Here is a 24658-nt window from a genome sequence, read left to right as displayed (position 1 = left end):
CGTACGCTCGGCGCATGTCCACGCTCCCCGGCGCCGAGCGTGCGGGCTTCTCCCGTGACCGGATCACCGTCGCGTTCTACGGCACGTTCGTCGTCTGGGGCTGGTTCCTCTACAGCTTCAACCCCAGCGTCCCCCTGCTCGCCGACGACCTGGGCGTCTCGGACGCGCAGGCGGGGCTGCACGGGACGGCGATGGCGGTCGGCGCCGTCCTCGCCGCGTTCGTCACCCCGCGGCTCGTCCTGGGGACCGGTCGGCGCCCCTCGCTCATGGCGTCGGTGAGCCTGATCGCCGTCGGCGTCGTGGCGCTCGTCCTCGCGCCCACGCTGGCGTGGAGCCTGGCCGCGATCTTCGTCGTCTCCGTGGGCGGCAACGTGGCGATCACGGCGATGCAGCCCGGCCTCGTCCTGCGGCACGGCCGGGCGTCCTCCGCCGCGCTGACCGAGGGGAACGGCGTCGGGTCGTCGATCGGGCTCGTCGGCCCGCTGGCCGTCGGGGCGTGCGTCGCGGTCGGTTGGGGCTGGCAGCCCGCCGTCGCGGTGACGGCGGTCCTCGCTCTCGTCTCGGTGCTGGTCTACTCGCGGATCCCGGTCGGCGGACCGATGACGCCTGCACACGCCGCGCCGGTCCCGGCTCCCGTGACGACGACGGCGCGCTCGACCCGCACCGCCCTGCCCGCCTGGTGCTTCCTCGTGACCATGGTCGCGGCGGTCGCGATGGAGTTCGCCACCACGTATTGGGCCACCGGGCTCGTCATCGACCAGACCGACGCCGGGGCGGGCATCGCCGCTGCTACGACCGCAGGCCTCGTGCTCGGCATGTCGGTGATCCGGTTCGTCGTCGGCCCCCTGTCCCTGCGGATCGCGCCCGCGTTCCTGCTGGCCGTGGCGTTCGTCGTGGCCATCGGCGGCTGGACGATCCTGTGGACGGCGACCACGCCGGCCGTGGCGATGGTCGGGCTGGTCGTGTCGGGCCTGGGCTACGGCGCGCAGTACCCGCTGTCGATCGCCCTGCTGCTGGCCACGGCCCCGCACCGGCCGGACGCGACGCAGGCGCGGGCCACGCTCGCCGCGGGGCTCGCCATCGGTGTCGCACCCTTCGCCCTCGGGGCCCTGGCGGACCAGTTCGGCACGCACCGGGCGTTCATCCTCGTGCCGGTCGTCGCCGTCGTCGGGGCGGCGGCCGCCGTGGTCGGAGGTCGCGCGGTACGACGAGCGGTCGTGGCCGAGGTGGACTCGGTCGCCCTGGAAGGATGACCGCGTGCCCCGCCCCGACCTGCAGACCGTCACGTCGTCCGACGACGCCCGCCTCACCGACTACGTCTCGCTGACCGACGTCGCGCTGCGCTCGAGGCTCGAGCCGTCGAAGGGGCTGTACATCGCCGAGAGCTCGACGGTGCTCGGCCGGGCCCTCGCGGCCGGCCACCGGCCGCGGTCGGTCCTGCTCGCGCCGCGCTGGGTGCCGGACCTGGAGCGGATGCTGGCGTCGCTGCCGGTCGACGACGTCGTCGTCCCCGTGTATGTGGCCGAGGAGCCCGTGCTGGAGGCCATCACGGGCTTCCACGTGCACCGCGGAGCGCTGGCGGCGATGCACCGGCCCGTCCTGGCGCCCGTCGTCGACGTCCTGCACGGAGCCCGTCGCGTCGCCGTGCTCGAGGACATCGTCGACCACACCAACGTCGGCGCAGCGATGCGCGCGTGCGCGGCCTTCGGCCTGGACGCGGTGCTCATCACGCCGCGCTGCGCCGACCCGCTGTACCGGCGCTCCGTGCGCGTCTCCATGGGCACCGTGTTCCAGGTGCCGTGGACCCGCATCGACCCCTGGCCGGACGGGCTGGCGCTGCTGCGCTCGCTCGGCTTCGTCACCGCGTCGCTGGCGCTCACGGACGACTCGATCTCGCTGGACGCGCTGGCCGCGGACCCACCGCCGAAGCTGGCCCTCATCCTCGGTGCCGAGGGCGACGGGCTCAAGGCCTCGACGATCGCCGGGTCCGACCTCGTGGTCCGCATCCCGATGGCGGGCGGCGTGGACTCGCTCAACGTCGCATCCGCTGCCGCCGTGGCCTTCTGGGCGACCCGGGTTTCCTGACACGATCGGTTCATGACCACTGATCTGTTCGAGCCGGTCGGTGCGGGCACCGACGACGTCGCCAACCGGCTGCTCGCCGCGACGCTGGGTGCGCAGGAGCTGTTCGCCGTCTACCTCGGGGACCGGCTCGGCTGGTACGCGTCTCTGGCGGAGCACGGCGCGTCCTCGTCGGACGAGCTCGCACAGCGGACCGGGACCGACGAGCGGTACGCGCGCGAGTGGCTCGAGCACCAGGCCGTCGCCGGGTACGCGACCGTCGACGACGACCACCGGTTCGCGCTCACGGACGGTGCGCGCGAGGTGCTCACCGATGCGGACTCGCCGGCGTTCCTCGCGCCGCTCGGTCGGATGCAGGCGGCCTCCGGACGCGTCGTCGACGACCTCCTCGAGGCCTTCCGCACCGGCGGCGGGGTGTCCTGGGGCCGGATGGGGGACGACGCCCGGACCGCGCAGGCCGCGCTCAACCGGCCGTTCTTCCTCGGCGCCCTCGTCGACGAGGTGATCCCGTCGATCCCGACGCTGCACGCGCTGCTGCGACAGGGCGGCCGGCTCGCGGACCTCGGGTGCGGGCAGGGCTGGTCGTCGATCGCGATCGCGCGGGAGTACCCGGAGGCCTCCGTCGTCGGCATCGACATCGACGCGCCGTCCATCGACGAGGCTCGTCGCAACGCCGCATCGGTGAGCGTGGACGTCGCCTTCGAGCTGGCCGACGCAGCGTCCGTGCGCGACGCACGCTTCGACGTCGTGACGTTCTTCGAGTGCGTGCACGACATGTCCGACCCGGTCTCGGTGCTCGCCGCGGCACGGGCGATGGTGCGCGACGACGGGTACGTGCTCGTCGCCGACGAGCGCACGCAGGAGACGTTCACCGCACCCGCCGACGCCGTCGAGCGGCTCTTCTACGGCTGGTCGCTGACCGTCTGCCTGCCCGACGGCCGCTCGACGACGCCGAGCGTCGCCACCGGCACGGTCATGCGACCGTCGACGCTGGAGCGTTATGCGCGCGAGGCGGGCTTCGTCGGGATCGAGATCCTGCCCGTCGAGCTCGACCTGCTGCGCTTCTACCGGCTGCTGCTCCCGCCGCGCAAGCCCTGAGGGCTTTCGTCCTGGCGCGCCACCGGCGGATGAGCGTAGCGTCGAACCGGGGCGAAATGACCGGAATGTCGCTTGTCGCTCGCGAAGGAGAGAGACGATGAGGAAGCCTGCTCTTGCCGTCACCGCCGCCGCGCTCCTGGTCCTCGGACCGGTCGGCGCCGCCACCGCGACACCGCCGCCACCGGGGCCGGTGACGCTCGCTCAGGGCCTGGTCGGTCCGCTGCACCTCTCGGTCGGGCCCGGGAAGTCGGTCACCGTCTCGCAGGAGTTCGCCTCCCAGCTCACGACCGTCAGCAGGGGCTCGACGACGCCGCTGTACGACGGTGGCCCGGACTGGGACGTCTCCGGCGTCGACAACCGGGGGAGCACGGTCTACTTCCTGCAGAGCCAGGGCGCGGGCCCGGACGACCCCCGACCGCTCGTCGGGGTGCTGAAGGCCATCGACGCGCGCGGGAACGTCAGCACCGTCACCGACCAGATCGGGGCCTACGAGACCTCGGTCAACCCCGACAGCGGCAACGCCTACGGGCTGTCTGTGGCCGACGCGGCGGCCAACCCCGGCTGCGTCGCGCAGCTCACGGCCCTCGGCTTCCCGGTCAGCTACACCGGGGAGATCGACTCCCACCCGTACGCGCTCACCGTCGTCGGCAGCACCGCCTACGTCGCCGACGCCGGGATCAACGCCGTGCTCGCCGTGAACCTGCACTCAGGCACGATCCGGACCGTCGCCGTCCTCCCGCCGCGGCCCGCCCCGATCACCGCGGAGGCCGGTGCGGCCTTCGGGCTCACCGACTGCGTCGGTCTGACCTACGCCTTCGAGCCGGTGCCGACCGACGTCGAGATGGGTCCGGACGGCCGGCTGTACGTCTCGTCTCTGCCGGGCGGGCCGGAGGACGCCAGCCTCGGCGCCCGGGGCGCGGTCTTCCGGGTCGCGCCGAGGAGCGGAGCCACCGACGTCTACGCGGAGGGCCTCATGACACCGACCGGGCTCACGCTCGACGGACGGGGCAACGTGTACGTCGCGTCGCTCTTCGGGGAGGGCGTCTACAAGATCTCGGCCAGGTCCCACGCCGTGACCGTGGTCCTGCCGGCGACCAACGCCGCCGACGTCGAGATCAAGGGCTCGACGCTCTACGCGACCACCGACGCCTTCGGCAACGGGACGCTCGTCTCGCTCCGGCTCTAGCCCGGGCGGTCAGCCCAGGGCGAGACCGTCGACGACCAGGACGCCCGGTGCGCGGGCGAGCAGGGCGCCGGGCAGCGCGATCTTGGAGCGGCGCACGCCGCTGCCGATGATGACGACGGGTCCGGCGTCCGGGTCGTCGACGGCCACGGACGCGTCCACGAGCACCCGGTAGCGGGCGGGAAGGCCGAGCGGCGTGATGCCGCCGTACTCCATGCCCGACTCCTCGACCGCGCGGTCCATCGGCAGGAACGAGGCCTTGCGGACGTCGAGCAGCCGCTTCACCGCGTTGTTGACGTCGGCGCGGGTGGTTGCGCGCACGACGCATGCGGCGACACGCTCCTCGCCCTCGCGACGGCCGGCGACGAGCACGCAGTTGGCCGACGCGGCGGGGGGCAGGGCGAACGACTCGGTCAGCGTCGCGGTGTCGGCCAGGTCCGGGTCGATCTCGGTGACCAGCACGGCGTCGGCCACGCTCGCGTCCTGCTCCGCCCACGCGGTGATCGTCGCGAGGGTGGAGGTGGCCAGGAGGTGGGGGTGGTCGAGCGCGCGGGTCCAGGTGAGCGTGCCCAGGCTCATCGCTGGTAGGTCCCGACGAGGATCGCGCGGGCGAGCGTGTGGAACAGGACCGCCGTGTTGGCGGCGCCCGGCATGGTGTCCGCGGAGAACCCGAGCGAGTCCGTGTCGAGGGCGTGGACGACGAAGAAGTAGCGGTGCACCTGGTCGCCGGGAGGTGGTGCCGCGCCGACGTAGCCGGCGACACCGTCGTCGCCCTTCAGCTGGATCGCGCCCGCGGGCAGGCCCGAGCCGTCCGGGTTGCCGGCGCCGCGAGCGAGGGACGTGACGCTCGCCGGGACGTCCGCCAGCGTCCAGTGCCACCAGCCGGCGGGTCCGGGGGCGTCCGGGTCGAAGCAGCTGACCAGGAACGACCTCGTGGCGTCCGGGAAGCCTGACCAGGACAGCTGGGGGGAGACGTTGCGGTCGGCGCCGGTGTTCGTGTGCACGTCGGGCACGCGCTCGCCGGCGACGACGTCCTCGCTGGTCAGCGTGAAGTCGGGGACCTTCGGCAGGAGCGAGTAGGGGTCCGGGGCGACGGGACGGGTGAGGTTCACGGCCATGGCGCCATCATCTCGCGGGCGGGGCCGGGGTGCTCGCCGTCCCGGCCAGGGAAGGCTCCAGCGCCTCGTCGCGAGGTCCGATCAGCACACGGGCAGGCAGCAGACGGTCGATGCCGACGAGCGCGAGGCCGAGCAGGAAGAAGCCGATCGCGTAGATGACGACGTTCTTCATCAGCCCGCCGTAGCCGATCTCGGACACGTCGACGAAGCCGTACGGGTAGGGGCTGCCCGGGCTGACGACGCCGCGGATCGTGCTGAACGCGCAGTACGCCACGGGGTAGGCCAGCCACCAGGCGGCCGTCCGGACGTGCAGCCGGCGGTGGGGGACCATCAGCAGGAAGTGCACGAACGTCGCGATGGGCGTCAGCCGGTGCACGAGCTGGTCGTGCGTCAGGCCCAGGGCGATGATCTCCTCGCCGGGCGGGGCAGGGTCGAGGATGAAGTACGAGACGAGCCCGGTGATCAGCAGGAACAGGGTCACGGCGCCCCAGAGCCAGGGCTGCGGCTCCCGTCGGCGGGCGAGGACCGCGATGCCGCCCCAGAGCATGACGACCGCCAGCAGCAGGTTCGACTGGTTGGTGAAGTAGACGTAGTCCTCGAGGTCGAGGCTGACGCCGCCGCTCGGCGACCAGAACAGCGCGATCAGCGTGATCGCTGCCAGCGCGAGGCGATAGACGCCGACGACGATTCTCATAGCTGCCCTTCCGGCTCGCCGGCGACGCTGCCGGTCGGCGAAAACGTACATCGCCCACGTGGGTGGTCGGCGGATTGACAGTGCCGACGATGTCAGCGTGTACTGAGATACTTCGAACAGTTGTTCGAGCCGACACCACGGACTCAACTCCACACCGCGACGAGGGAGGTGCGCATGACCGCCGGAACCATGACCCGCGAGGACCGGGTCCGGCTCGCGCGCGCGGCCCTCGCACGCGCCGAGGAGCGGACCGGCGCACGCAGCGTGCTGCCCATCGGCACCCGGCCCGAGGAGCCGGTCGTCACCCTCGTGCCGGTGGTGTCGGAGGCTGCGCCGGACCCTGCTCCCGCGGGGATCCTCACCACCGAGCGGCCGCCGATGGCCGTGCCGCCGGCCCTCGTCCCACTGCTCCCCGAGGGGCTGCGCCGCGGCGCGACGACCGTCGTCAGCGGGTCCACCTCGCTCGTGCTCGCCCTGCTCGCGCACGCGTGCGCGGGTGGCGCGTGGGCGGCGGTGGTCGGGCAGCCGACCGTCGGGCTGCTCGCCGCCGCGCAGGCGGGGGTGTCGCTCGAGCGGCTGGCCGTCGTGCCTCGGCCCGGGCTCGAGTCGCCCACCGTGCTCGCCGCGCTGCTCGACGGGGTGGACGTGGTGGTCGTCGGACCCCAGGTCTCGCTCACCGACACCGACCGTCGGCGTCTGTCCGCCCGCGCGCGCGACCGGGGGTCCGTGCTGCTGTCGACCACCGACTGGCCCGGTGCGGGCGTGGTGCTCACCGTGCAGCAGGGGCGGTGGACCGGGGTGGACGCKGGCGAGGGTCGGTTGCGGACCCACGAGATCCGGGTGGCGCGCACCGGACGTGGCAGCGCCGCGGTGCCGCAGTCGCTCGACCTCACGCTGCCGCTGGGTGCCGAGCCGATCGCCACTGAGCCGGCCACCGCTGCGCTCCCCGCGACCGGGCTGAGGCTCGTCGGATGAGCACCCGGACCACGGTGCTGTGGGTGCCCGACTGGCCGGTCGTGGCCGCGGCCGCCACCGAGGAGGTGCCCGCCCACCTGCCCGCCGCGGTGCACGACGGGCAGCGGCTCACCGCGGTGTCCGCCCTCGCCCGGGCGGAGGGGGTGCGGCGCGGGATGCGACGACGGCAGGCGCAGGGGGTCTGCCCGGAGCTGGTCCTGCTGCCCGCCGACGACACCCGCGACGTGCGCCTGTTCGAGCCCGTCGCTGCCGCCGCGGAGACCGTCGTGGCGGGCATCGAGGTGGTGCGCGCGGGAATGCTCCTGCTGCCCGCGGGCGGCGCGAGCCGATACCATGGGTCCGAGGAGGCGCTCGCGGAGCTGCTGGTCGACGCGGTCGCCTCCCGGTCGGGGCACGAGTGCGCGGTCGGCACCGCGGACGGGTTGCTGGCCGCGGTCCTGGCCACCCGGTCCGGGACCGTGGTGCCGCCCGGTCAGTCGCCCGCCTACCTCGCTCGGCACGGCGTGACCGAGCTGGTGCACGCGGCGGTCACCGACGAGGCCGCGGCCGCGGTGACGGACCTGGTGGACCTGCTGCACCGCCTCGGGCTGCGCACCCTCGGACAGCTGGCCGCCCTGCCGCCCACCGACGTGAGCGCCCGGTTCGGTCGCCTCGGGGCGTGGGCGCAGCTGCTCGCGCGCGGGGACGACGAGCGCCCGCCGGCCCGCCGCCGCCCGGAGGCGGACCTCGAGGTGTCCACCGAGCTGGACCCGCCGCTCGACCGGGTCGACCAGGCGACCTTCGCCGGGCGCAGGCTGGCCGAGGAGCTGCACGAGCTGCTGGTGGCGCACTCCGTGACCTGCGGACGCCTGCAGATCGCCGCCCGCACCGACGAGGGTGACGACCTGGTCCGGACCTGGCGCACCGACCTCGGCGGCTGGGGCGGCCTGACGCCCGCACGGATCACCGACCGGATCCGCTGGCAGCTGGAGGGCTGGCTGGCCGCGACCGCGGTCGAGACCGCCCGCAGCCGCTCCCTGGACGACCCGGCGGCACGTGCACGCTCGGCCGGCGCACGTGCGGCCGTGGCGTCCGGCAAGGACCCGTGGGCGCACGACGACCTGCCCGTGGACCCGTGGCCCGACGACTCCCGCCCGGTCGCGCTCGTGCACCTGGCGGTCACCGCCCTGGACGTCGCCCCGGCGGGTGCCGAGCAGGGGCGACTGTGGGGCGGACCGTCCGGCGGGGACCTGCGCGCGCACCGGGCACTGGACCGGGTGCAGGGGATCGTCGGCGGTTCGGGGATCCTCGTGGCGACGCTGCAGGGCGGTCGGGACGTCCGTGACCAGGTGCACCTGCAGCCGTGGGGTGAGCAGACCGAGCCCGCACGGCCGGTGGACCGCCCGTGGCCCGGGCGGCTGCCCGATCCCGCCCCGGCGACGGTCCTCGACCCGCCCGAGCGCGTCGAGGTCCGCGACGCCGCGGGGGTGCCCGTGGTGCTCGACGTGCGTGCCGGGATGACGGGGGAGCCGGCGTGGGTGCGGTGGATGCCGCGGGAGGACGAGGACGTGCCCCTGCGTCAGCGCGGGCCGAGCCGCTCCGTCGGGCGCCCGGCTCGTCTGGGTGACGACGTGCTGTTCGGTGGCCCGCGGTCTACGGACGACGTGCGGTCCGTCGTCGGGTGGGCGGGGCCGTGGCTGCTGAGCGAGCGGTGGTGGACCGACGACCGCCCAGGGCTGCGTGCGCACCTGCAGGTGACGTTCGACGACGGGCGCGCGGTGCTGCTCGCCTGCACGGCGAGCGGCTGGACGTGCGAGGCGTCGTATGACTGACCGGTTGCGCTACGCCGAGCTCCACGCGCACACGGCGTTCAGCTTCCTGGACGGGGCGAGCCAGCCCGAGGAGCTGGCCGCGGAGGCGTCCCGGCTCGGGCTGCGGGCGCTCGCGGTCACCGACCACGACGGCCTGTACGGCGTGGTGCGGTTCGCCCAGGCAGCCAAGGCGGTCGGGCTGCCGACGGTGTTCGGCGCCGAGCTGCACCTGCCCGCGCCGGACGGACGACGGCACCACCGGGAGGTGCGGGTGACGCCCGGACCACCGGTGCTGGACCTGCCGACGGGCGTCCCGGACCCGCGCGCGTCGCACCTGCTGGTGCTCGCCCGCGGTCCCGACGGGTACCGCGCCCTGTCCCGCGCGATCGCGGAGGCGCACCTGCGCACCGGGAAGAAGGGCGCTGCCGACTACCGGCTCGAGGAGCTCGCCGCGACGGCCGCCGGGCAGTGGCTCGTGCTCACCGGCTGCCGCAAGGGGTCGGTCCGGCGGGCGCTCGCCGGCGGCGATCCCTCGGGGGTCGCGGGCGTCAGCGCGACGGGGGTGGCCGCCGCACGCAGGGAGCTGGACCGGCTCGTCGCCCTGTTCGGGCGGGACAACGTGGCGGTCGAGACGACGGCGGCGGGGGACCCGTACGACGCGGAGCGCGCCGACGCCCTCGCCTACCTGGCGAAGGAGGCGGGTCTGCCCCTGGTGGCCACCGGGAACGTCCACTACGCCACACCGCGCGACGCCGACCTGGCCTCCGCGCTCGCCGCCGTCCGGGCGCGGTCGTCGCTGGAGGACCTGGACGGCTGGCTGCCCGGGGGACCGGGCGCGCACATGCGGTCGGCGGCCGAGATGCTCGCGCTGCACCGCCGGCACCCGTCGGCCGTCGGCACCGCGGCGGATCTGGCCGACGAGTGCGCGTTCGACCTCTCCCTCGTCGCGCCGAACCTGCCGCCCTACCCGGTGCCCCCCGGGCACACCGAGGCCACCTGGCTGCGCGAGCTGGTACGACTGGGTGCCCTCGAGCTGTACGGACCGCCGGAGAAGGAGCGCGTGCCCGGTGCGTACGCGCAGCTGGCGCACGAGCTGCGCGTGATCGAGGACCTCGGGTTCCCCGGGTACTTCCTGGTCGTCTACGACCTGGTCGACTTCTGCCGCCGCAACGGGATCATGGCGCAGGGTCGCGGGTCGGCGGCCAACTCGGCGGTCTGCTACGCGCTGCGGGTCACCGCCGTCGACGCCGTGCGGCACGGCCTGCTCTTCGAGCGGTTCCTCGCCCCGGAGCGCGACGGGCCACCGGACATCGACGTGGACATCGAGTCCGCGCGCCGCGAGGAGGTCATCCAGTACGTCTACGAGAAGCACGGTCGTACGCACGCGGCGCAGGTGGCCAACGTCATCTCCTACCGGCCGCGGTCGGCGGTCCGGGACGCCGCCCGGGCGCTCGGGTACGACACCGGGCAGCAGGACGCGTGGGCGTCGTCGATCGAGCGCTGGGGGAGCCTGCGCCCCGCCGCCGCCCCGGTGCCTGCCGAGCCCGAGCGCCCCTCGAGCACGCGACGACGCCCGCACGTCGGTCACGTCGGCCCGGTGCCCGAGCAGCCCACCTCCGTGGTCACCGCGCGCGAGGAGCGGTGGCGCACGCGTGCCTCGATGTGGGGCAACACGTGGGAGCCACCGTCGGTGCTGCGAGCTCCGAAGGGTGTGGACACGCCGGGGCTGGCCACCGCGGACGGGCACGACGTGGTCCCGGCGATCCTGCCCCCGTCGGCGAGCGACCTGGACGAGATCCCGGAGCAGGTCATCGACCTGGCGGACCGGTTCCTGCGCCTGCCACGGCACCTGGGGATCCACTCGGGCGGCATGGTCATGTGCGACCGGCCGGTGATCGAGGTGTGCCCGGTGGAGTGGGCGCGGATGCCCGGTCGCACGGTGCTGCAGTGGGACAAGGAGGACTGTGCCGACGCGGGGCTGGTGAAGTTCGACCTGCTCGGGCTGGGCATGCTCACCGCGCTGCGGATCGGGTTCATGTCGGTCAAGGAGCACGAGGGGCAGGTGCTCGACCTGCACGGGCTGCCCGCGGAGGACCCGCGGGTGTACGACCTGCTCAGCGCGGCGGACACGGTCGGGGTGTTCCAGGTGGAGTCGCGCGCGCAGATGGGCACGCTGCCTCGTCTGCAGCCCCGGACGTTCTACGACATCGTCATCGAGGTCGCCCTCATCCGCCCCGGCCCGATCCAGGGCGGTTCGGTGCACCCGTACATCGAGCGCGCGCACGGCCGGCAGCCGGTCACGTACCTGCACCCGCTGCTCGAGAAGTCGCTGGCCAAGACCAAGGGCGTCCCGCTGTTCCAGGAGCAGCTCATGCAGATGGCCATCGACGTCGCCGACTTCACGCCGGCAGAGGCGGACCAGCTCCGGCGCGCGATGGGGTCCAAGCGCTCGACCGAGCGGATGGAGGCGCTGCGTGGGCGCCTGCTGGCAGGGATGGCCGGGCACGGGATCGACGCGGAGACCGGCCAGCAGATCTTCGACAAGCTCAAGGCGTTCGCGGACTTCGGGTTCCCCGAGTCGCACGCGTACTCGTTCGCGTTCCTCGTGTACGCCAGCGCGTGGCTGAAGGTCTACCACCCGGCCGCGTTCTACGCGGGGCTGCTGGCGGCGCAGCCGATGGGGTTCTACTCGCCGCAGTCCCTCGCCGCCGATGCCCGTCGGCACGGGCTGGAGGTCCTGCGCCCGGACATCCAGGCCTCCGACGTGCAGGCGTGCGTGGAGCGGCTGGGGCCGACCCCGGTGGGCGGCGAGCCGCGGCTCGTACCGACGCCGAGCGGCACCGGCCCGGTCACGGCGCCCGGCGTGCGGACGGGGGACGGCAGGCGCTCGCTCGCGGTCCGTCTCGGGCTGGCCTCGGTGCGGTCGGTCGGGGAGGACGTCGCGCAGCGGGTGGTCGACGAGCGCCGGGCGCGCGGCCCGTACGCCGACCTGCGCCAGCTGGTCCGTCGCGTCCAGCTCTCGACCGCCCAGCTCGAGGCGCTGGCCACGTCGGGGGCGCTCGACAGCCTGGGCGTGACCCGCAGGGAGGCGCTGTGGGCGGCCGGTGCGCTGGCGCAGGAGGGGCCGGACACGCTGCCCGGGGTCTCGGTCGGGGTGAGCGCACCGACGCTGCCCGGGCTGAGCGAGGTCGAGGTCGCCACCGCGGACGTCTGGGCGACGGGGGTGTCCGTCGACTCCTACCCGACGCAGTTCGTGCGCGACGGGCTGGACGCGGCGGGGGTCCTCCGTGTGGAGCAGGCGTACACGCACGAGCTCGGGCGGCGCGTGGCCGTCGCGGGTGTGGTCACGCACCGGCAGCGCCCGGGGACTGCCGGCGGGATCACGTTCCTGTCCCTGGAGGACGAGACCGGGCTGCTCAACATCATCTGCTCGGCGGGCCTGTGGCAACGGTTCCGCAAGGTGGCGCGGACGTCGCGCGCCCTGGTGGTCCGGGGACGGCTGGAGCGTTCCGACGGGGCGACCAACCTGGTCGCCGAGCACCTGGTGCCCATGTCGCTGCGGGTCCGGACGACCTCACGCGACTTCCACTGACCGTCACCCTTCGGCGACCGGCTCCTTGTCCTCGATCGACTCGACCTCGTCCACGGGCTCGACGTCGTCGTCCGCCTCGTCCTCCTCCATCGGAGGATCGAGCGTCCTCAGCCGGGAGAAGATCGCCCAGCAGACCGCGACGAACGGCACGGCGATGACGGCGCCGAGGAGACCGAAGGACAACGTCCCGGCCGTCACGGACAGGGCGATGACCACGGGATGCAGCCGGACCTGTCTGCCCATGATGAACGGCTGGAAGATGTGGCCTTCCAGCTGCCCGATCGCGGCGATGCCGATGGTGACGAACACGGCCGACCAGAAGCCGTTGGCGGCCAGGGCCACGATCGCAGCGATGACCATCGCCAAGGGCGCACCGATCAGCGGGATGAACGCGCCGATGATGACCAGCACAGCGAGTGGTGCCGCGAGCGGCACGTGCAGGACGAGCAGGAGGATGAACGCCAGGATGCCGTCCGTGAGGGCGATGAGCACCGTGCCGCGGGTGTACCCGGAGAACGTGTACCACCCGGCCCCGGCGGCGGCGATCCACGTCTCGCGGACCCGGGACGGCAGCTGGTTGAGGAACCACGTCCACATCTGCCTGCCCCGCGCCAGGAAGAACGCCGTGCAGAAGATGGCCAGGGCGAGCGCGGTGAACACCTCGACCACGGAGCCGGCACCCGCGGCGGCCTGACCCGCCAGGTCGCCCGCATGGTCCTGCACCCACTTCTGGCCGTTGTTGATCCACTCGGCGATCTGCTCGTTGGTGATGGTGAACGGCAGCTTCCCGCTCTCCAGGAAGTCGGTGATCTGGGTGAGCCCGTTGCCGAACTGCTTGGTGAGGTCGGTCCACTGGTTGGCCACGGAGTACGCGACGTAGGCGAGCAGCCCGATGAAGACGAAGAACCCGCCGAAGATCGCCAGCGCAGTCGAGAGGCCACGGGGCAGGAACCGGCTGAGGAAGTCGACGATCGGTCGGAGCACCGCGGTGAACACGAAGGCGATGAACAGCGCGACGAAGAGCAGCATCACCTTCCCGACGACGAAGAAGATGAGCGCCACCATCACCAGGACGACGAGCAACCGCCACGAGACGCCGGCCGAGTTGCGCAGCCATCGCGGGGCCGTGTGCTCGACGCCGTACACGGCGGGGTTGCGTCGCGCACCTGCCACCTTGCGCGCGGCCGGTCCAGGCCCACGCCCCGGCGTCTGGCTCGCGTCCGTCATCAGGCTCCCTGCGTCGTCGGCACCCCTGTCGCTGCCACGCGCACAGTCTGCACCGGGTGGCCGATGCATGCCTGCCAGCCGCGCCGTGCTATCTTTTCTGCCGCACCTGAGGGCGCCTCCGGGTGTCTCACGGTCCACCTGTCCGGGTGGCGGAATGGCAGACGCGCTAGCTTGAGGTGCTAGTGCCCTAACGGGCGTGGGGGTTCAAGTCCCCCTCCGGACACTCGTTGAGACAGCGAGCATGAGGGCTCTGACCTGCGGAAACGCCGGGTCAGAGCCTTTCGTGTTTTGCCCAGGACCGCAGCCGTCCAGGCATGTCTGCAGGGCGTCCGCGGCACCACACCCGGGGAACCGTGAGTTTCGCAGCGTTCACTCGCTGACGACCCGGCTCCACGCTTACCGGGGTAGCACTGCGTCGAGCAGTCGGCCGCATCGTCGAGGATCCTCCGTCAGCCCGTGCTCGAGGCACCACAGGAGGTACGACGCCGCGCGATAGAGCACCCACGCCCGCGCGCGTCGCTCGTCGAGCCCGGCGATGTCGACGACCGTCCGTAGATGCCCCAGAACCTCATGGGAGTCGGCCATCTCGTCGATTCGGCTCCACAGCACGCGCGCGAGGTCGCACTCTATGTCGCCGCGCAAGAGGACCGGATCGACCACCAGCCATGTTTCCCGCGAACCTGCCAGAACCTGGCCCGCATGCAGGTCCGCATTGGCCGCGAGGTCGGAGCTGGTTGCGCTGAGCAGGTCGGCTGCCTCTTCGGCGGCATGGAACTGCGCCAGCGTGGCGTGGCGCCCTGCCCCTGCGGAGTGCCACGCCGCGACGAGCGTCGCGCGTTCCTCGAGGGGTCGCTGCGTGGTCGACGGCACGTGGGCGGGCGCCGGGCGCGCGAGTCGCAGCATCGTTCGGGCGAGAACGGGGATCGCGTCGTCGAGCGGGAGAGAGGACAGCGAACGCCGGGCGTCCAGGCGTTCGAGGAGCAGCGCACCCGCGGGCACGTCGACGTCAACCAGCGTCACGGTCCCGCGACCGTCCCAGAACCGCAGAGCCTCCACCAGAGCCGAGAGATCGTCGCCTGGTGGAGTCATGCGCAGTGCCAGGGCGTCGTCCCCACGTGGACCTCCTCGAACCGGCACCACGATCGCGTTGGACCCGTGCAGGGGAAGACCGTCGACCTGCAGGCCCCACACCTCGCACTGGGCGTCGACCAGGCCCGGCAGGCCGTCCAGCCACTCCGTCCCGCCACGCCACCAGCGCGGCATCGCTCGGAACGACGGGGGCACGCTGATCACCAAGCCACGCTAACGGGCACGGACACCGGATCGCAGTCGGTGGACGATGGGAGGAACGGCGGCTCGACGTGCGCGTGGGTCGGTCAAGGTGGCGTCGCGCTCGCGCCCTCACCGGCGTGCCTGCTCGTTCGTCCTCGCGCGCTCGAGAGAATTCGCAGGAACGTCGGCTCCGTGACGGCGAGACTCGCACGATGACCACCAGCGAAACGACCTACGAGTGGCGCGGCTCGTTCACCAACGACGAGGCCAACGCCCTGCACGCGGAGGCGTTCGAGCACCACCCGTCCGACGACGACTGGAACGACCGGCTCGCCCGCCTCAGCCTCGGCTGGGTCGTCGCCCGGGACCGCGACGGCATGGTCGGCTCCGTCAACGTCATCTGGGACGGGCTCGAGCACGCGTTCATCGAGGACACGTCGGTCGCTCTGCGCGCTCGCCGACGAGGGATCGGGGTCCGACTGATCGAGGTCGCGCGCGAGCACGCGGCCGCTGCCGGGTGCGCGTGGTTGCACGTCGACTTCGACGACGACCTGCGCACCTTCTACCTCGACGCGTGCGGTTTCACCCCGACGAGCGCCGGCCTGATGCGGCTGCGCTGAGCCCGGCGCCTATGCGTCGGCCGCGCCGGGGACCTTGTCGGTGACGTCCTCGTACGCGGCGTCGTTCGGCAGTGCGCCCGGCGCGTAGATCAGGCGGACGACGCCGGTCGGGAAGACGTCCGAGCGCAGCAGCGTGAGCGGGTAGATGGGCTCGCCCTCGTCGAAGAGGCGCTCGCCCTTGCGCGCGGCGACGGGGTGCACCAGCAGGCGGAGCTCGTCGAGGAGACCGGCGGCCAGCAGCTGGCGGACCACCGAGACCGAGCCGGCGACGAGGATCTTCCCTGGCGCCTTCTTCAGCTCGGCGACGGCGGCGACGAGCTCGCCGTCGACCTTCTCGACGTTGCGCCAGCCGAGGTCCTGCGAGCCCCGGGTTGCGACGACCTTGCGCATGTCGCCGAGCCGCGCCGCGAACGTGGCGTCCTCGCCGCCGGCGGCCTCCCGGTCGGGCCAGGCGCCGGCGAAGCTGTCGTAGGTGACGCGCCCCAGGAGGAGGACGTCGACGTCCTCGTAGTCCTCGGTCACCGCGGCGCCCATGTTCGCGTCGAAGTACGGGAAGTGCCATGTCGGGTCGATCTCGACGACGCCGTCGAGAGAGCTGAACAGGGTGGAGACGATCGTCGCCATGAGGTCCTCCGTGGGTCGTCGGCCGGGACGCGGCTCGGCGGAGCCGCAGGTGGGAAGCACTCTTGTGCCCGCCGCGCGAGCGGGCCTACGTTGAAAGTACCGCCGCCGGACGTCGGACCGCGGCTGCAGCGAAGCAGGCATCCATGTCCTCCGCGCTCTCCACGCTCGGCCGCTGGGCCTACCGGTCACGGCGACTGGTGGTGCTGCTCTGGGTCGGCGTGCTCGCGGTGCTCCTCGTGGCCGCCGGGCTCCTCGGCACCGGGACCGACAACACGTACAAGATCCCGGGCACCGAGTCGCAGGACGCGCTGGACGCCCTCGGGAGGACGTTCCCGCAGTTCAGCGGCACGTCGGCACAGCTGATCGCCGTCGCTCCGGACGGCGGCGACGTCACGGACCCGGACTTCGAGGCGGCCGTCGAGGCGACGGTCACCGCGATCACGGAGATCCCGCAGGTCTCCGGGGCGTCCTCGCCGTACGGCTCGTCGACGGCGAACCTGGCCACCGACCACTCGGCCGTGCTCGTGCCCGTCCAGCTGTCCGTGGGGACGACGTCGGTGCTCCCGGAGACGTCCGACGCGCTGCAGGAGGCGGGCGCGACGCTCGAGAAGGCCCTGCCCCCCGGGTCGCAGGTCGCGGTCGGTGGGCAGCTCTTCGCGCAGGGGTCCGCGGGGATCGGCGCCACCGAGCTCGTCGGGATCGCGGTCGCGTTCGTCGTCCTGCTCGTGACGTTCGGCACGCTCGCGGCGGCGGGGATGCCCCTGATCACCGCCCTGCTCGGTGCCGGCGCGTCGTTGGCGATCGTGTTCCTGGCCACGGGCTTCACGACGATCACGTCGACGACCCCGCTGCTCGCGCTCATGCTCGGCCTGGCGGTCGGCATCGATTACGCGCTGTTCATCCTGGCGCGCCACCAGGACCAGCTGAAGCAGGGGATCGAGCCGGAGGAGTCGGCGTCCCGCGCGGTAGCGACGGCGGGCTCGGCGGTCGTGTTCGCGGCGACGACCGTCATCATCGCGCTGCTGGGGCTGAGCGTCGCGGGCATCCCGTTCCTGACGACGATGGGGCTCGCGGCCGCGATGGCGGTGGGGATCGCGGTGGTCGTCTCCACGACCCTGACGCCCGCGCTGCTCGGGTTCGCGGGCTGGCGGGTGGCGCCGAAGCGGTACCGCCCGGACGCGCCCCAGGCCGAGGACGAGGACGAGGTCCCGAAGGAGCGCGTCGGCATCGTCCTCGGCTGGGTGCGGGCGGTGACACGGTGGCCGGTCGTGACCGTCGCCGCGGTCGTCCTCGTGCTCGGCGCGCTGGCGATCCCCGCGGCCGGCCTGCGGCTGGCGCTGCCCGACGCGGGTGCCCTGGACGAGCAGGAGCCGGCCCGCATCACCTACGATCTCGTCGCCGAGCACTTCGGCCCCGGCTACAACGGGCCCCTGGTCGTCACCGGGTCGGTCATCCAGAGCACCGACCCCGTCGGCCTCGTCGACGATGTCGCGGCCGAGATCGAGCAGGTCCCGGGCGTCGCGTCGGTGCCGCTGGCGACCCCCAACGAGACCGGCGACACCGCGATCATCCAGGTGGTTCCCGAGGGGTCGCCGGACTCGGAGGCGACCGCCGACCTGGTGGCGGCGCTGCGCGCGATGCACGACCACTTCGAGGACGAGTACCAGGTCGACCTTGCCGTCACCGGCTACACCGCGGCCGGGATCGACATCTCCGCACAGCTCGCGGCTGCGCTGCTGCCGTTCGGGCTGATCATCGTCGGCCTGTCGCTCGTCCTGCTCGCCATGGTGTTCCGGTCGATCGTCGTGCCGGTGACGGCGGCCCTCGGCTACGTCCTGTCGATCGCTGGCGCCTTCGGTCTCACCTCGCTGGTGTTCGTCGACGGGTTCCTCGCCGGGCCGCTGAACGTCGCGTCGGTGGGGTCGGTGGTCAGCTTCATGCCGATCATCCTCATGGGCGTCCTGTTCGGCCTGGCGATGGACTACGAGGTCTTCCTGGTCAGCCGCATGCGCGAGGACTACGTGCACCACGGCGACCCGGACCGAGCGGTCGAGCAGGGGTTCGTCAGCTCCGCGCGGGTGGTCACGGCCGCGGCGATCATCATGGTCGCCGTCTTCGCGGCGTTCATCCCCGAGGGAGACGCGAACATCCAGCCGATCGCGTTCGGGCTCGCGGTCGGGGTCGCGATCGACGCGTTCGTCGTCCGGATGACCTTCATCCCCGCCGTGCTCGCGCTGTTCGGGGACCGCGCCTGGTGGTTCCCGGGCTGGCTCGACCGGGCGTTGCCCCACTTCGACGTCGAGGGCGAGGGGCTGGCCAAGGAGCTGGCGCTCACGGGCTGGCCCGAGGGAGCCAGCATCGCGCTCGCCGCCGACGGCATGCGCGTCGGGGGCGCCGCCCAGATCGACATGCTGGTGCCGGCGGGCGACGTGCTGGTGGTCAGCGGGGGGTCGCACGCAGACCGGCAGCGGGTGCTGCTCGCGCTCGCCGGGCGGGCGGACGTGCTCGACGGGCACGTCAAGGTCGCCGGCCTCGTGCTGCCGCAGCGCGCGGGCTCGGTCCGTCGTCGCACCTCCTACGTGGACCTCGCGCTGCGGTCGGACCCGGTCGCCGACCTGCGTGCCGGGCTGCACGGTCCCGTGTCGGTCCTGCTCGTCGACGGCGTCGACACCATCGCCGACCCCCGCACCCGCGAGGCGGTCCGCGCGGCCCTGACCGAGGCCGGGCTCCGGACCCTCGTGCTCGCGTGCCGCGTCGACGCGGTCGTCGACGACGTCATCCCGGAGTCGCGCGTCGTGCACCGGCTCGACCTCCCGACCGTCGTGACGGTGGGCTGATGCGCGCCGGAAGAGCCGCCGCGGTCGGGCTCGTCGTCCTTCCGCTCGCCATCGCCGGGATCCTCACGTGGGCCTTGTCGAGCCCGACGGACGACCTCGACCGGATCACGGCCGCGATCGTCAACGACGACGTCCCGGTCACGCTGAACGGCCAGACCGTGCCGGTCGGACGCCAGTTCGCCGCCGGGCTGATGGGGGCCGACGACGGCTTCGACTGGGTCCTGACAAACGACGAGGACGCCGCCGAGGGCCTGGAGTCGGGGTCCTACGTCGCCGTCGTGAACATCCCGGCCAACTTCTCCGAGGCGGCCACGTCGTTCTCCGGCGCCGCCCAGAGCGCGCACCAGGCCGACGTGCGGATCGAGACGGCCCCGACGTCGGCGCTGCTGGACCCGGCCCTCACGCAGGCGGTCAGCGACGCGGCGGTCGCCGCCCTGAACCACCAGCTCACCGAGCAGTTCATCGCCCAGGTGCTCCAGGGCTACACCACGGTCGACGAGCAGATCGCCCAGGCGTCGGCCGGAGCCACCGACCTCGCGACCGGCGCGACCTCGCTCGCGGACGGGGCGGGACAGCTGACCACCGGCGCCGAGCAGCTCGCGTCGGGCCTGCAGACCCTCGACACGGGCGCGCAGGCGCTCGCGGACGGGACGGCGGAGCTCTCGTCGGGCGCGCAGGACCTGCCCGCGGACACGGCCGCCCTCGCCCGGGGATCGGCCGGCGTCGCGACGGCGACCGACACCGCGGCCGCCCAGCTCGACGCCGCGACCGACCAGCTGGCAGCGGCCGTCGCGACGATCTGCCAGACCCCCGGCCCCGCATGCACGCAGGCCTCGGACGCGCTGCTGCGGCTCCAGGGCGCCAGCGGCGACGTCGACGAGCTCGCAGGAGTGGCAGACCGCGTCGCGGCCGGCAACCGGTCGCTCGCCGCCGAGATGCCCGAGCTCGTCGACGGGATCGACAGCGCCGCGTCGGGTGCGGCCGACGTCGCGACCGGGGTCGACCAGGCGAGCACCGGGGCGTCCGAGCTGGTCACCGGCAGCCAGGGCGTGCAGGCGGGCGCCACCCAGCTCTCGACCGGCGCGACCGAGCTCGCGGACGGGCTCGCGCAGGCCGTCGGCCAGATCCCGACCTACACCGCCGACGACGTCGGCATCCTCGCGACGGTCGCCGCCCAGCCCGTCCGGGCCGACCAGGTCCACCCCGAGCCCGGCCTGCAGGCCGTCCCCTTCTTCGCCGTGATCGCGCTCTGGATCGGCGCGCTGGTGGTCGCGTACGTCCGACCGGCCCTGCCGCCGCGCTCGGCGCTGCTCACGGCCGAGTCGTCCACGTCGCTCGTCCTGCGCTCCCTGCTGCCCGGGGCGGTGCTCGGCGTCGTCCAGGGAGTCGTCGTCGGGATCGCGGTGCTGTTCGCGGCGCACGTCGACGCCGGTCAGTGGTTCGGGTTCGTCGCCGCGGCCGCGCTCGTCGGGCTCGTGTTCGCCGTCGTGAACCAGGGCCTCGCCGCCGCGCTGGGAGGGGTCGGACGGTTCGTCGCGGTCCTCGTGGCCGTGGTCGCGCTGGCGGTGGGCCTCTCGTCGACCGTGCCGCCCGCCCTCGACACCGTCGCGGGACTCCTGCCGACGACGTCCGCGCTCGGGCTGCTGCTCGGCGCGCTCACGGGAAGCTCGACGGTGTGGGCCGACGTGCTCGCCCTCGTCGTCTTCGGACTCCTCGGCGCGCTGCTCGTCCTCGTCGGGGTCGGGTCCCGTCGCCGGGTCCGCGCCGGCGAGCTCGCGGCAGCCTGACCGGCATCAGCCCCGGCGGGCCACCTGCTGCGCGTAGGCGTCGCGGATGACGGTCTCGGCGGCCTTGCCGAACACGGAGTAGTCCGAGTCGCCGGCCGCGGCGGACTCGTCGTACACCCGTGCCGGCCAGTCCCAGAGCATGAAGCCGCGCACCCAGTCCCGCCGCGCGCACGCACCGAACGCGGCCTCGTACCAGTCGACCTGCGCCTGCTGCGACGGCTCGCCCTGCAGGGTCCAGTCGTTGGGGATGGCGGGGGAGCCCTCGCGGCTCGGGCAGCCCGCCTCCATGAAGAAGAACGGCTTCCCGAGCTTCGTGACCACCGGTTCGATGCGGTCGAGCTGGTTCTCCCAGTCGTCGACAGGGTAGTAGCCGGACGACGAGACGACGTCGACCGCGTCCCACCAGGCGACGTGGTCCTCCTGGTACTTGTCGCAGTTGTAGGTGAGCACCCCGTCGTAGACCGCCCGCACCTGCGCGATCAGCGACCGCCACTCGGCCTCGCGGCGGTCCGTCTGCACCATCTCGCACCCGATGCAGAGCATCTCCACGCCCTCCTGCGCGGCGATGCGCGCGTGGTGGACGATGAACTCGGTGTAGCTGGCGAACCAGTGCGACCACTTGGGCTCGGGCGGCACCTCGATGTCGAAGAAGTTGATGTGTGCGCGCCAGGTGCCGTCGGCCACGTTGACCACGGGCTTCAGGACGACCTTCAGGCCCCGTGCCTTGGCCGCGCGGACCGCCCAGCGGACCTCGTCGTCCGTGACGGTGGGCTCGTCGCGGAAGTGGATCTCGGTGGACTGCGCCGTGTCCTGCAGAGCCGCGAACGTTATCGCGGTCCACGTCACGCCGAGCCGTTCGACCATCAGGTCCATCGACCGTTCGGCCTCGGCGTCCGCCCACGTGCCGCGCACGCCGGTCCAGCCCCAGGTCATGCCTGCCACGTAGGTGTCGTCGGTGATCACGAACCCCACCCTACGACTTACTTCGGCAATTGAACAAAGTGTCCCTGGAGTCGCGGACGGACGCCCGCGGCGTGACGATCGAGGTCCGACGACGGGAGGCGACCATGCCCAAGACCGCGAGGTCCGGTGCCGCCAGGCAGAGCGAGCTGCCGGCCACCTTGCAGCGATCCGACGAGAAGGCGCAGCGCACCTACGCCCACGCGTACGACGCAGCGATCGAGCAGTACGACGGTGACGAGGAGGCCGCTCACCGGGTCGCGTTCGCCGCGCTCAAGCACACGCACGAGAAGGTCGGCGACAGCTGGCGCCCCAAGGAGCACAACGGCCCGAGCGACGAGCGTGCCGAGGAGGGCTACGGGTCGACGGCCCCGACGGCCGGGGGTGTCGACGCGAACGCGTCGAAGGCGCACCTGTACGACGTCGCCAAGGAGCTCGACATCGCGGGCCGGTCGTCGATGACCAAGGACGAGCTGGTCGGGGCGATCGAGAGGGAGAACGACCGACGCAGCCGGCGCGCGACGTGATGTTCCTGGTCGGGCTGCGGCGGTCCGGACCGCTCTGGCAGCCGGGTGTCCCGTTGGAGGAGCAGTCCGGCTGGACGCAGCACGCCGCGTTCATGGACGGGCTCGTGGCCTCGGGCTTCGTGGTGCTCGGAGGGCCGTTGGCCGACGAGGTCCGCGTCGTCGAGGCGATCGAGGCGGACTCGGCCGACGCCGTGCGCGAGGTGCTCGCGGCCGACCCGTGGAGCGGGTCGCACCTGGTCGTCGACGCCGTCGAGCCCTGGACGATCCGGCTGGACGGCCGCCGCTAGTCGCCGAGGTCGCGCAGCGGTGACGTCCGCTCGCCGCCGGCGTCGCCGGTGTTCACCGTGCCCGCCGGCTCGACCAGCAGGGCGCACACCAACCCGTCGGCCCTCGGGCAGTGCTCGACGCCCTTCGGCACCACGTAGACGTCCTGCGGGCCGAGCTCGACGTCGCCGTCGCGCAGCTGGATGGTGAGGCGCCCGGAGACCACCAGGAAGAGCTCGTCGGTGTCCGGGTGGCTGTGCCAGACGAACTCGCCGTCGAGCTTGACCACCTTGACGTCGTAGTCGTTGACCGTGGCCAGGCGGTGGGGCTGCCAGGGCTGGGTGATCGTGTCGAGCGCGGTCTGGATGTTGCGCACCGGAGGCATCCGTCGAGCCTAGGTCGGCGGCTGCGCGCAGTCACCCGTCCGCGTGCCGAAAGCCGCCCGAAATGTCGCACTCAGCCGATAGGTTGCCGGTGCAGGCCGGGGCACGGGTCGCCGGCGACGAAGCCAGGGGGCATTCGAGACATGCGCGTTTCCCGATTCCGAGCCGGCGCGGTGGCGATCGTCGCCGCCGTCGCGGTGGTCGTCCCGGCAGTCTCCGCCTCCGCAGTGGCCAAGCCGGTCAACCGCCCGCCGGTCGTGTCCGAGGCCGGCATTGTCGACCCGGTCTCGTCGTGCGCCGTCGGCGCCGCACGCCCGACCATCCGCTCGACGACGCCGACCCTGCGAGCCGTGCTGAGGGACCCCGAGGGGACGAGCTCCTCGGCGACGTTCGGCATCCTCGACTCGCGCGGGAGGATCGTGTGGGGACCGACCGCGACGGCCGCGCAGGCTTCCGGTGCCGCGCACTCCGTCCGGGTGCCCGCGGGCAGGCTCGCCGACGGGGGTACCTACACCTGGGTCGTGAGCGGCCGAGACGCGTCCGGCCACTGGGCCCTGCCCAGGCTGTGCCAGTTCACGGTCGACAGCGTCGCCCCCGCGGTCCCGAGCGTCACGCCGGTCGCCGGTGAGCCGGCCGTCTACGTCGAGGGCGCCACCTCGGGAGGCACCGGTCTGCGGGGCTCGTTCACGCTCAGCGACACATCGGACGTCGTGTCGTACGTCTACGGGTTCAGCGGTGCCGCGAGCGGCTCCGTCCCGGCCGCGACGCCGACGATCGCCTACACCCCGACGGCGCCCGGCCCACAGACCCTGTCGGTCCAGGCCGTCGACGCCGCCGGGAACGTCAGTGATGCCCGGATCTACACGTTCACCGTCGCCTCCCCGGTCGTCACCGGCGGGGGGCGTTGGCTCCTCGACGAGGGAGCCGGAGCGGTCGGCGCCGAGGCCGCCGGGGGCGCGTCCCTCGCGCTCACCCCGAGCACCGGCTGGACCGGGGGCCCGCTGGCCGAGCTCGCCAACCGCCCCACCGACCGTGCCCTTCTCCTGGACTCGGTGGCCGACGGCGCGCAGACGGTGGGCTCGGTCGTGAACACGGGCGGCACGTTCACCGCGGTCGCGTTCGCGCGTCTCGACGCGACCGGCACCAGCGGGACGGTCCTGAGCCAGGACGGCACCAGCACGAGCGCGTTCACGCTCGGCTACACGTCCGAGGGCTGCGCCGCGGGCGTCGCGGCCTGCTGGAGCTTCGCCCTGCCGACATCGGACTCCGCGGCCGCGCCGCAGGCCGTCGTGCGGTCGGCCGCTGCCGTCGAGCCGGGCTCGTGGGTCGAGCTCACGGGCGTGCACAACGCCACGACCGGCGCCGTGTCGCTGTTCGTCTGCACGCTCGGGTCGGCCGCCAAGCCCGGCAGCGGGGTGCCCGTGGCGAGCGGTCCCGTCGCGTTCACGACGCCGTGGTCGGCGTCCGGCCCCTTGCTGGTCGGCCAGGCCTTCGGGGGAGCCGCGCCGTTCGCGGGAGCGGTCGGCTCGGTGCGCGTGCTCGAGGGTGTGGCGCAGACCGTCACGGACGTGCGGCGCTCCTGCGCCGCGGGCACCGTCTGAGCAGTCGTCGCGCCGGGCGCCGCC

At 73.2% G+C, this 24658-nt stretch carries 21 protein-coding genes and 1 tRNA gene; 14 read left to right on the top strand and 8 right to left on the bottom strand.

Annotated elements, in window-relative coordinates:
* Positions 1–14 precede the first annotated feature (14 nt).
* The 4 genes from AC1DZC_RS04645 (at position 15) to AC1DZC_RS04630 (ending at position 4366) form a co-directional block, all read left to right on the top strand.
* Positions 15–1253, top strand: a complete 1239-nt coding sequence (locus AC1DZC_RS04645) for an MFS transporter (RefSeq protein ID WP_477039218.1) — start codon at positions 15–17, stop codon at positions 1251–1253.
* A gap of 4 nt (positions 1254–1257) precedes the next feature.
* On the top strand, positions 1258–2085 hold the full coding sequence (locus AC1DZC_RS04640; protein ID WP_477042416.1) for a TrmH family RNA methyltransferase: 828 nt from the start codon (positions 1258–1260) through the stop codon (positions 2083–2085).
* A gap of 12 nt (positions 2086–2097) precedes the next feature.
* The gene (locus AC1DZC_RS04635; protein ID WP_477042415.1) at positions 2098–3180 is read left to right on the top strand and encodes a class I SAM-dependent methyltransferase; all 1083 of its coding nucleotides are present in this window, start codon (positions 2098–2100) and stop codon (positions 3178–3180) included.
* Positions 3181–3277: 97 nt separating this feature from the next.
* Complete coding sequence (locus AC1DZC_RS04630) at positions 3278–4366, top strand: ScyD/ScyE family protein (protein WP_477042414.1); 1089 nt, start codon at positions 3278–3280, stop codon at positions 4364–4366.
* 9 nt (positions 4367–4375) lie between these two features.
* Here AC1DZC_RS04630 and AC1DZC_RS04625 read toward each other — a convergent pair whose 3' ends face one another.
* Genes AC1DZC_RS04625 through AC1DZC_RS04615 form a run of 3 tightly spaced genes read right to left on the bottom strand, consistent with a single transcriptional unit; the run spans position 4376 to position 6175 of the window.
* Positions 4376–4942: a YbaK/EbsC family protein gene (locus AC1DZC_RS04625; RefSeq protein WP_477039214.1), complete on the bottom strand. Its 567-nt coding sequence runs from the start codon at positions 4940–4942 to the stop codon at positions 4376–4378.
* Positions 4939–5481 carry a YbhB/YbcL family Raf kinase inhibitor-like protein gene (locus AC1DZC_RS04620; protein ID WP_477039213.1) on the bottom strand — a complete coding sequence of 181 codons (543 nt, stop codon included), beginning with the start codon at positions 5479–5481 and terminating at the stop codon, positions 4939–4941. Before AC1DZC_RS04620 ends, AC1DZC_RS04625 begins: the two co-directional genes overlap by 4 nt.
* A 7-nt stretch (positions 5482–5488) precedes the next feature.
* Positions 5489–6175 (bottom strand): Pr6Pr family membrane protein, encoded by a 687-nt coding sequence (locus AC1DZC_RS04615; RefSeq protein WP_477042413.1) that lies wholly within the window; start codon positions 6173–6175, stop codon positions 5489–5491.
* A gap of 174 nt (positions 6176–6349) precedes the next feature.
* Here AC1DZC_RS04615 and AC1DZC_RS04610 point away from each other — a divergent pair, with 174 nt between their 5' ends.
* Genes AC1DZC_RS04610 through AC1DZC_RS04600 form a run of 3 tightly spaced genes read left to right on the top strand, consistent with a single transcriptional unit; the run spans position 6350 to position 12532 of the window.
* Positions 6350–7150: a hypothetical protein gene (locus tag AC1DZC_RS04610; protein ID WP_477042412.1), complete on the top strand. Its 801-nt coding sequence runs from the start codon at positions 6350–6352 to the stop codon at positions 7148–7150.
* Positions 7147–8961, top strand: coding sequence for a DNA polymerase Y family protein (locus AC1DZC_RS04605; RefSeq protein ID WP_477042411.1), 1815 nt, complete (start codon positions 7147–7149; stop codon positions 8959–8961). The genes AC1DZC_RS04610 and AC1DZC_RS04605 overlap by 4 nt, the downstream gene beginning before the upstream one ends.
* Complete coding sequence (locus AC1DZC_RS04600) at positions 8954–12532, top strand: error-prone DNA polymerase (protein ID WP_477039209.1); 3579 nt, start codon at positions 8954–8956, stop codon at positions 12530–12532. The genes AC1DZC_RS04605 and AC1DZC_RS04600 overlap by 8 nt, the downstream gene beginning before the upstream one ends.
* Positions 12533–12535: 3 nt before the next feature.
* Here the strand turns inward: AC1DZC_RS04600 and AC1DZC_RS04595 are convergent, their stop codons facing one another.
* Positions 12536–13759: an AI-2E family transporter gene (locus AC1DZC_RS04595; protein WP_477042410.1), complete on the bottom strand. Its 1224-nt coding sequence runs from the start codon at positions 13757–13759 to the stop codon at positions 12536–12538.
* 140 nt (positions 13760–13899) lie between these two features.
* On the opposite strand from AC1DZC_RS04595, the gene AC1DZC_RS04590 reads away from it, so the two are divergent.
* Positions 13900–13982 (top strand) — tRNA-Leu (locus tag AC1DZC_RS04590).
* Between the two features lie 173 nt (positions 13983–14155).
* Here AC1DZC_RS04590 and AC1DZC_RS04585 read toward each other — a convergent pair.
* Positions 14156–15022 (bottom strand): aminoglycoside phosphotransferase family protein, encoded by an 867-nt coding sequence (locus AC1DZC_RS04585; RefSeq protein WP_477042409.1) that lies wholly within the window; start codon positions 15020–15022, stop codon positions 14156–14158.
* A 221-nt stretch (positions 15023–15243) separates the two neighbouring features.
* Between AC1DZC_RS04585 and AC1DZC_RS04580 the strand changes: the two genes are divergently transcribed.
* The gene (locus AC1DZC_RS04580) at positions 15244–15651 is read left to right on the top strand and encodes a GNAT family N-acetyltransferase (RefSeq protein ID WP_477042408.1); all 408 of its coding nucleotides are present in this window, start codon (positions 15244–15246) and stop codon (positions 15649–15651) included.
* A gap of 9 nt (positions 15652–15660) precedes the next feature.
* On the opposite strand, the gene AC1DZC_RS04575 is transcribed toward AC1DZC_RS04580, so the two are convergent.
* On the bottom strand, positions 15661–16275 hold the full coding sequence (locus AC1DZC_RS04575; protein ID WP_477042407.1) for a dihydrofolate reductase family protein: 615 nt from the start codon (positions 16273–16275) through the stop codon (positions 15661–15663).
* Between the two features lie 143 nt (positions 16276–16418).
* Between AC1DZC_RS04575 and AC1DZC_RS04570 the strand changes: the two genes are divergently transcribed.
* The gene (locus AC1DZC_RS04570) at positions 16419–19112 is read left to right on the top strand and encodes an MMPL family transporter (RefSeq protein WP_477042406.1); all 2694 of its coding nucleotides are present in this window, start codon (positions 16419–16421) and stop codon (positions 19110–19112) included.
* On the top strand, positions 19112–20899 hold the full coding sequence (locus AC1DZC_RS04565; RefSeq protein WP_477042405.1) for a YhgE/Pip domain-containing protein: 1788 nt from the start codon (positions 19112–19114) through the stop codon (positions 20897–20899). The genes AC1DZC_RS04570 and AC1DZC_RS04565 overlap by 1 nt, the downstream gene beginning before the upstream one ends.
* Before the next feature lie 6 nt (positions 20900–20905).
* On the opposite strand, the gene AC1DZC_RS04560 is transcribed toward AC1DZC_RS04565, so the two are convergent.
* Complete coding sequence (locus AC1DZC_RS04560) at positions 20906–21862, bottom strand: glycoside hydrolase family 113 (RefSeq protein WP_477042404.1); 957 nt, start codon at positions 21860–21862, stop codon at positions 20906–20908.
* A 104-nt stretch (positions 21863–21966) separates the two neighbouring features.
* Between AC1DZC_RS04560 and AC1DZC_RS04555 the strand changes: the two genes are divergently transcribed.
* Both AC1DZC_RS04555 and AC1DZC_RS04550 read left to right on the top strand, forming a co-directional pair.
* Positions 21967–22386: a ChaB family protein gene (locus AC1DZC_RS04555; RefSeq protein WP_477039282.1), complete on the top strand. Its 420-nt coding sequence runs from the start codon at positions 21967–21969 to the stop codon at positions 22384–22386.
* Positions 22383–22673: a YciI family protein gene (locus tag AC1DZC_RS04550; protein WP_477039203.1), complete on the top strand. Its 291-nt coding sequence runs from the start codon at positions 22383–22385 to the stop codon at positions 22671–22673. Before AC1DZC_RS04555 ends, AC1DZC_RS04550 begins: the two co-directional genes overlap by 4 nt.
* On the opposite strand, the gene AC1DZC_RS04545 is transcribed toward AC1DZC_RS04550, so the two are convergent.
* A complete protein-coding gene (locus AC1DZC_RS04545; protein ID WP_477042403.1) occupies positions 22670–23035 on the bottom strand; it encodes a cupin domain-containing protein in 366 nt (121 codons plus the stop codon). The genes AC1DZC_RS04550 and AC1DZC_RS04545 overlap by 4 nt on opposite strands.
* Before the next feature lie 141 nt (positions 23036–23176).
* Between AC1DZC_RS04545 and AC1DZC_RS04540 the strand changes: the two genes are divergently transcribed.
* Positions 23177–24634, top strand: a complete 1458-nt coding sequence (locus AC1DZC_RS04540) for a LamG-like jellyroll fold domain-containing protein (protein ID WP_477042402.1) — start codon at positions 23177–23179, stop codon at positions 24632–24634.
* Positions 24635–24658: the final 24 nt, after the last annotated feature.

The sequence above is a fragment of the Cellulomonas sp. P2_B4 genome, from assembly GCF_056404795.1.
Note: the sequence above shows the minus strand (reverse complement) of the source record. Positions and strands in the feature narration are given on the sequence as shown.

What these genes read in the sequence shown, in the direction of transcription:
- AC1DZC_RS04645 (WP_477039218.1), top strand. Translation starts at nt 15, where the DNA reads ATGTCCACGCTCCCCGGCGCCGAGCGTGCGGGCTTCTCCCGTGACCGG.
- AC1DZC_RS04635 (WP_477042415.1), top strand. Translation starts at nt 2,098, where the DNA reads ATGACCACTGATCTGTTCGAGCCGGTCGGTGCGGGCACCGACGACGTC.
- AC1DZC_RS04630 (WP_477042414.1), top strand. Translation starts at nt 3,278, where the DNA reads ATGAGGAAGCCTGCTCTTGCCGTCACCGCCGCCGCGCTCCTGGTCCTC.
- AC1DZC_RS04625 (WP_477039214.1), bottom strand. Translation starts at nt 4,942, where the DNA reads ATGAGCCTGGGCACGCTCACCTGGACCCGCGCGCTCGACCACCCCCAC.
- AC1DZC_RS04620 (WP_477039213.1), bottom strand. Translation starts at nt 5,481, where the DNA reads ATGGCCGTGAACCTCACCCGTCCCGTCGCCCCGGACCCCTACTCGCTC.
- AC1DZC_RS04615 (WP_477042413.1), bottom strand. Translation starts at nt 6,175, where the DNA reads ATGAGAATCGTCGTCGGCGTCTATCGCCTCGCGCTGGCAGCGATCACG.
- AC1DZC_RS04605 (WP_477042411.1), top strand. Translation starts at nt 7,147, where the DNA reads ATGAGCACCCGGACCACGGTGCTGTGGGTGCCCGACTGGCCGGTCGTG.
- AC1DZC_RS04600 (WP_477039209.1), top strand. Translation starts at nt 8,954, where the DNA reads ATGACTGACCGGTTGCGCTACGCCGAGCTCCACGCGCACACGGCGTTC.
- AC1DZC_RS04595 (WP_477042410.1), bottom strand. Translation starts at nt 13,759, where the DNA reads ATGACGGACGCGAGCCAGACGCCGGGGCGTGGGCCTGGACCGGCCGCG.
- AC1DZC_RS04585 (WP_477042409.1), bottom strand. Translation starts at nt 15,022, where the DNA reads ATGCCGCGCTGGTGGCGTGGCGGGACGGAGTGGCTGGACGGCCTGCCG.
- AC1DZC_RS04580 (WP_477042408.1), top strand. Translation starts at nt 15,244, where the DNA reads ATGACCACCAGCGAAACGACCTACGAGTGGCGCGGCTCGTTCACCAAC.
- AC1DZC_RS04575 (WP_477042407.1), bottom strand. Translation starts at nt 16,275, where the DNA reads ATGGCGACGATCGTCTCCACCCTGTTCAGCTCTCTCGACGGCGTCGTC.
- AC1DZC_RS04570 (WP_477042406.1), top strand. Translation starts at nt 16,419, where the DNA reads ATGTCCTCCGCGCTCTCCACGCTCGGCCGCTGGGCCTACCGGTCACGG.
- AC1DZC_RS04565 (WP_477042405.1), top strand. Translation starts at nt 19,112, where the DNA reads ATGCGCGCCGGAAGAGCCGCCGCGGTCGGGCTCGTCGTCCTTCCGCTC.
- AC1DZC_RS04555 (WP_477039282.1), top strand. Translation starts at nt 21,967, where the DNA reads ATGCCCAAGACCGCGAGGTCCGGTGCCGCCAGGCAGAGCGAGCTGCCG.
- AC1DZC_RS04545 (WP_477042403.1), bottom strand. Translation starts at nt 23,035, where the DNA reads ATGCCTCCGGTGCGCAACATCCAGACCGCGCTCGACACGATCACCCAG.
- AC1DZC_RS04540 (WP_477042402.1), top strand. Translation starts at nt 23,177, where the DNA reads ATGCGCGTTTCCCGATTCCGAGCCGGCGCGGTGGCGATCGTCGCCGCC.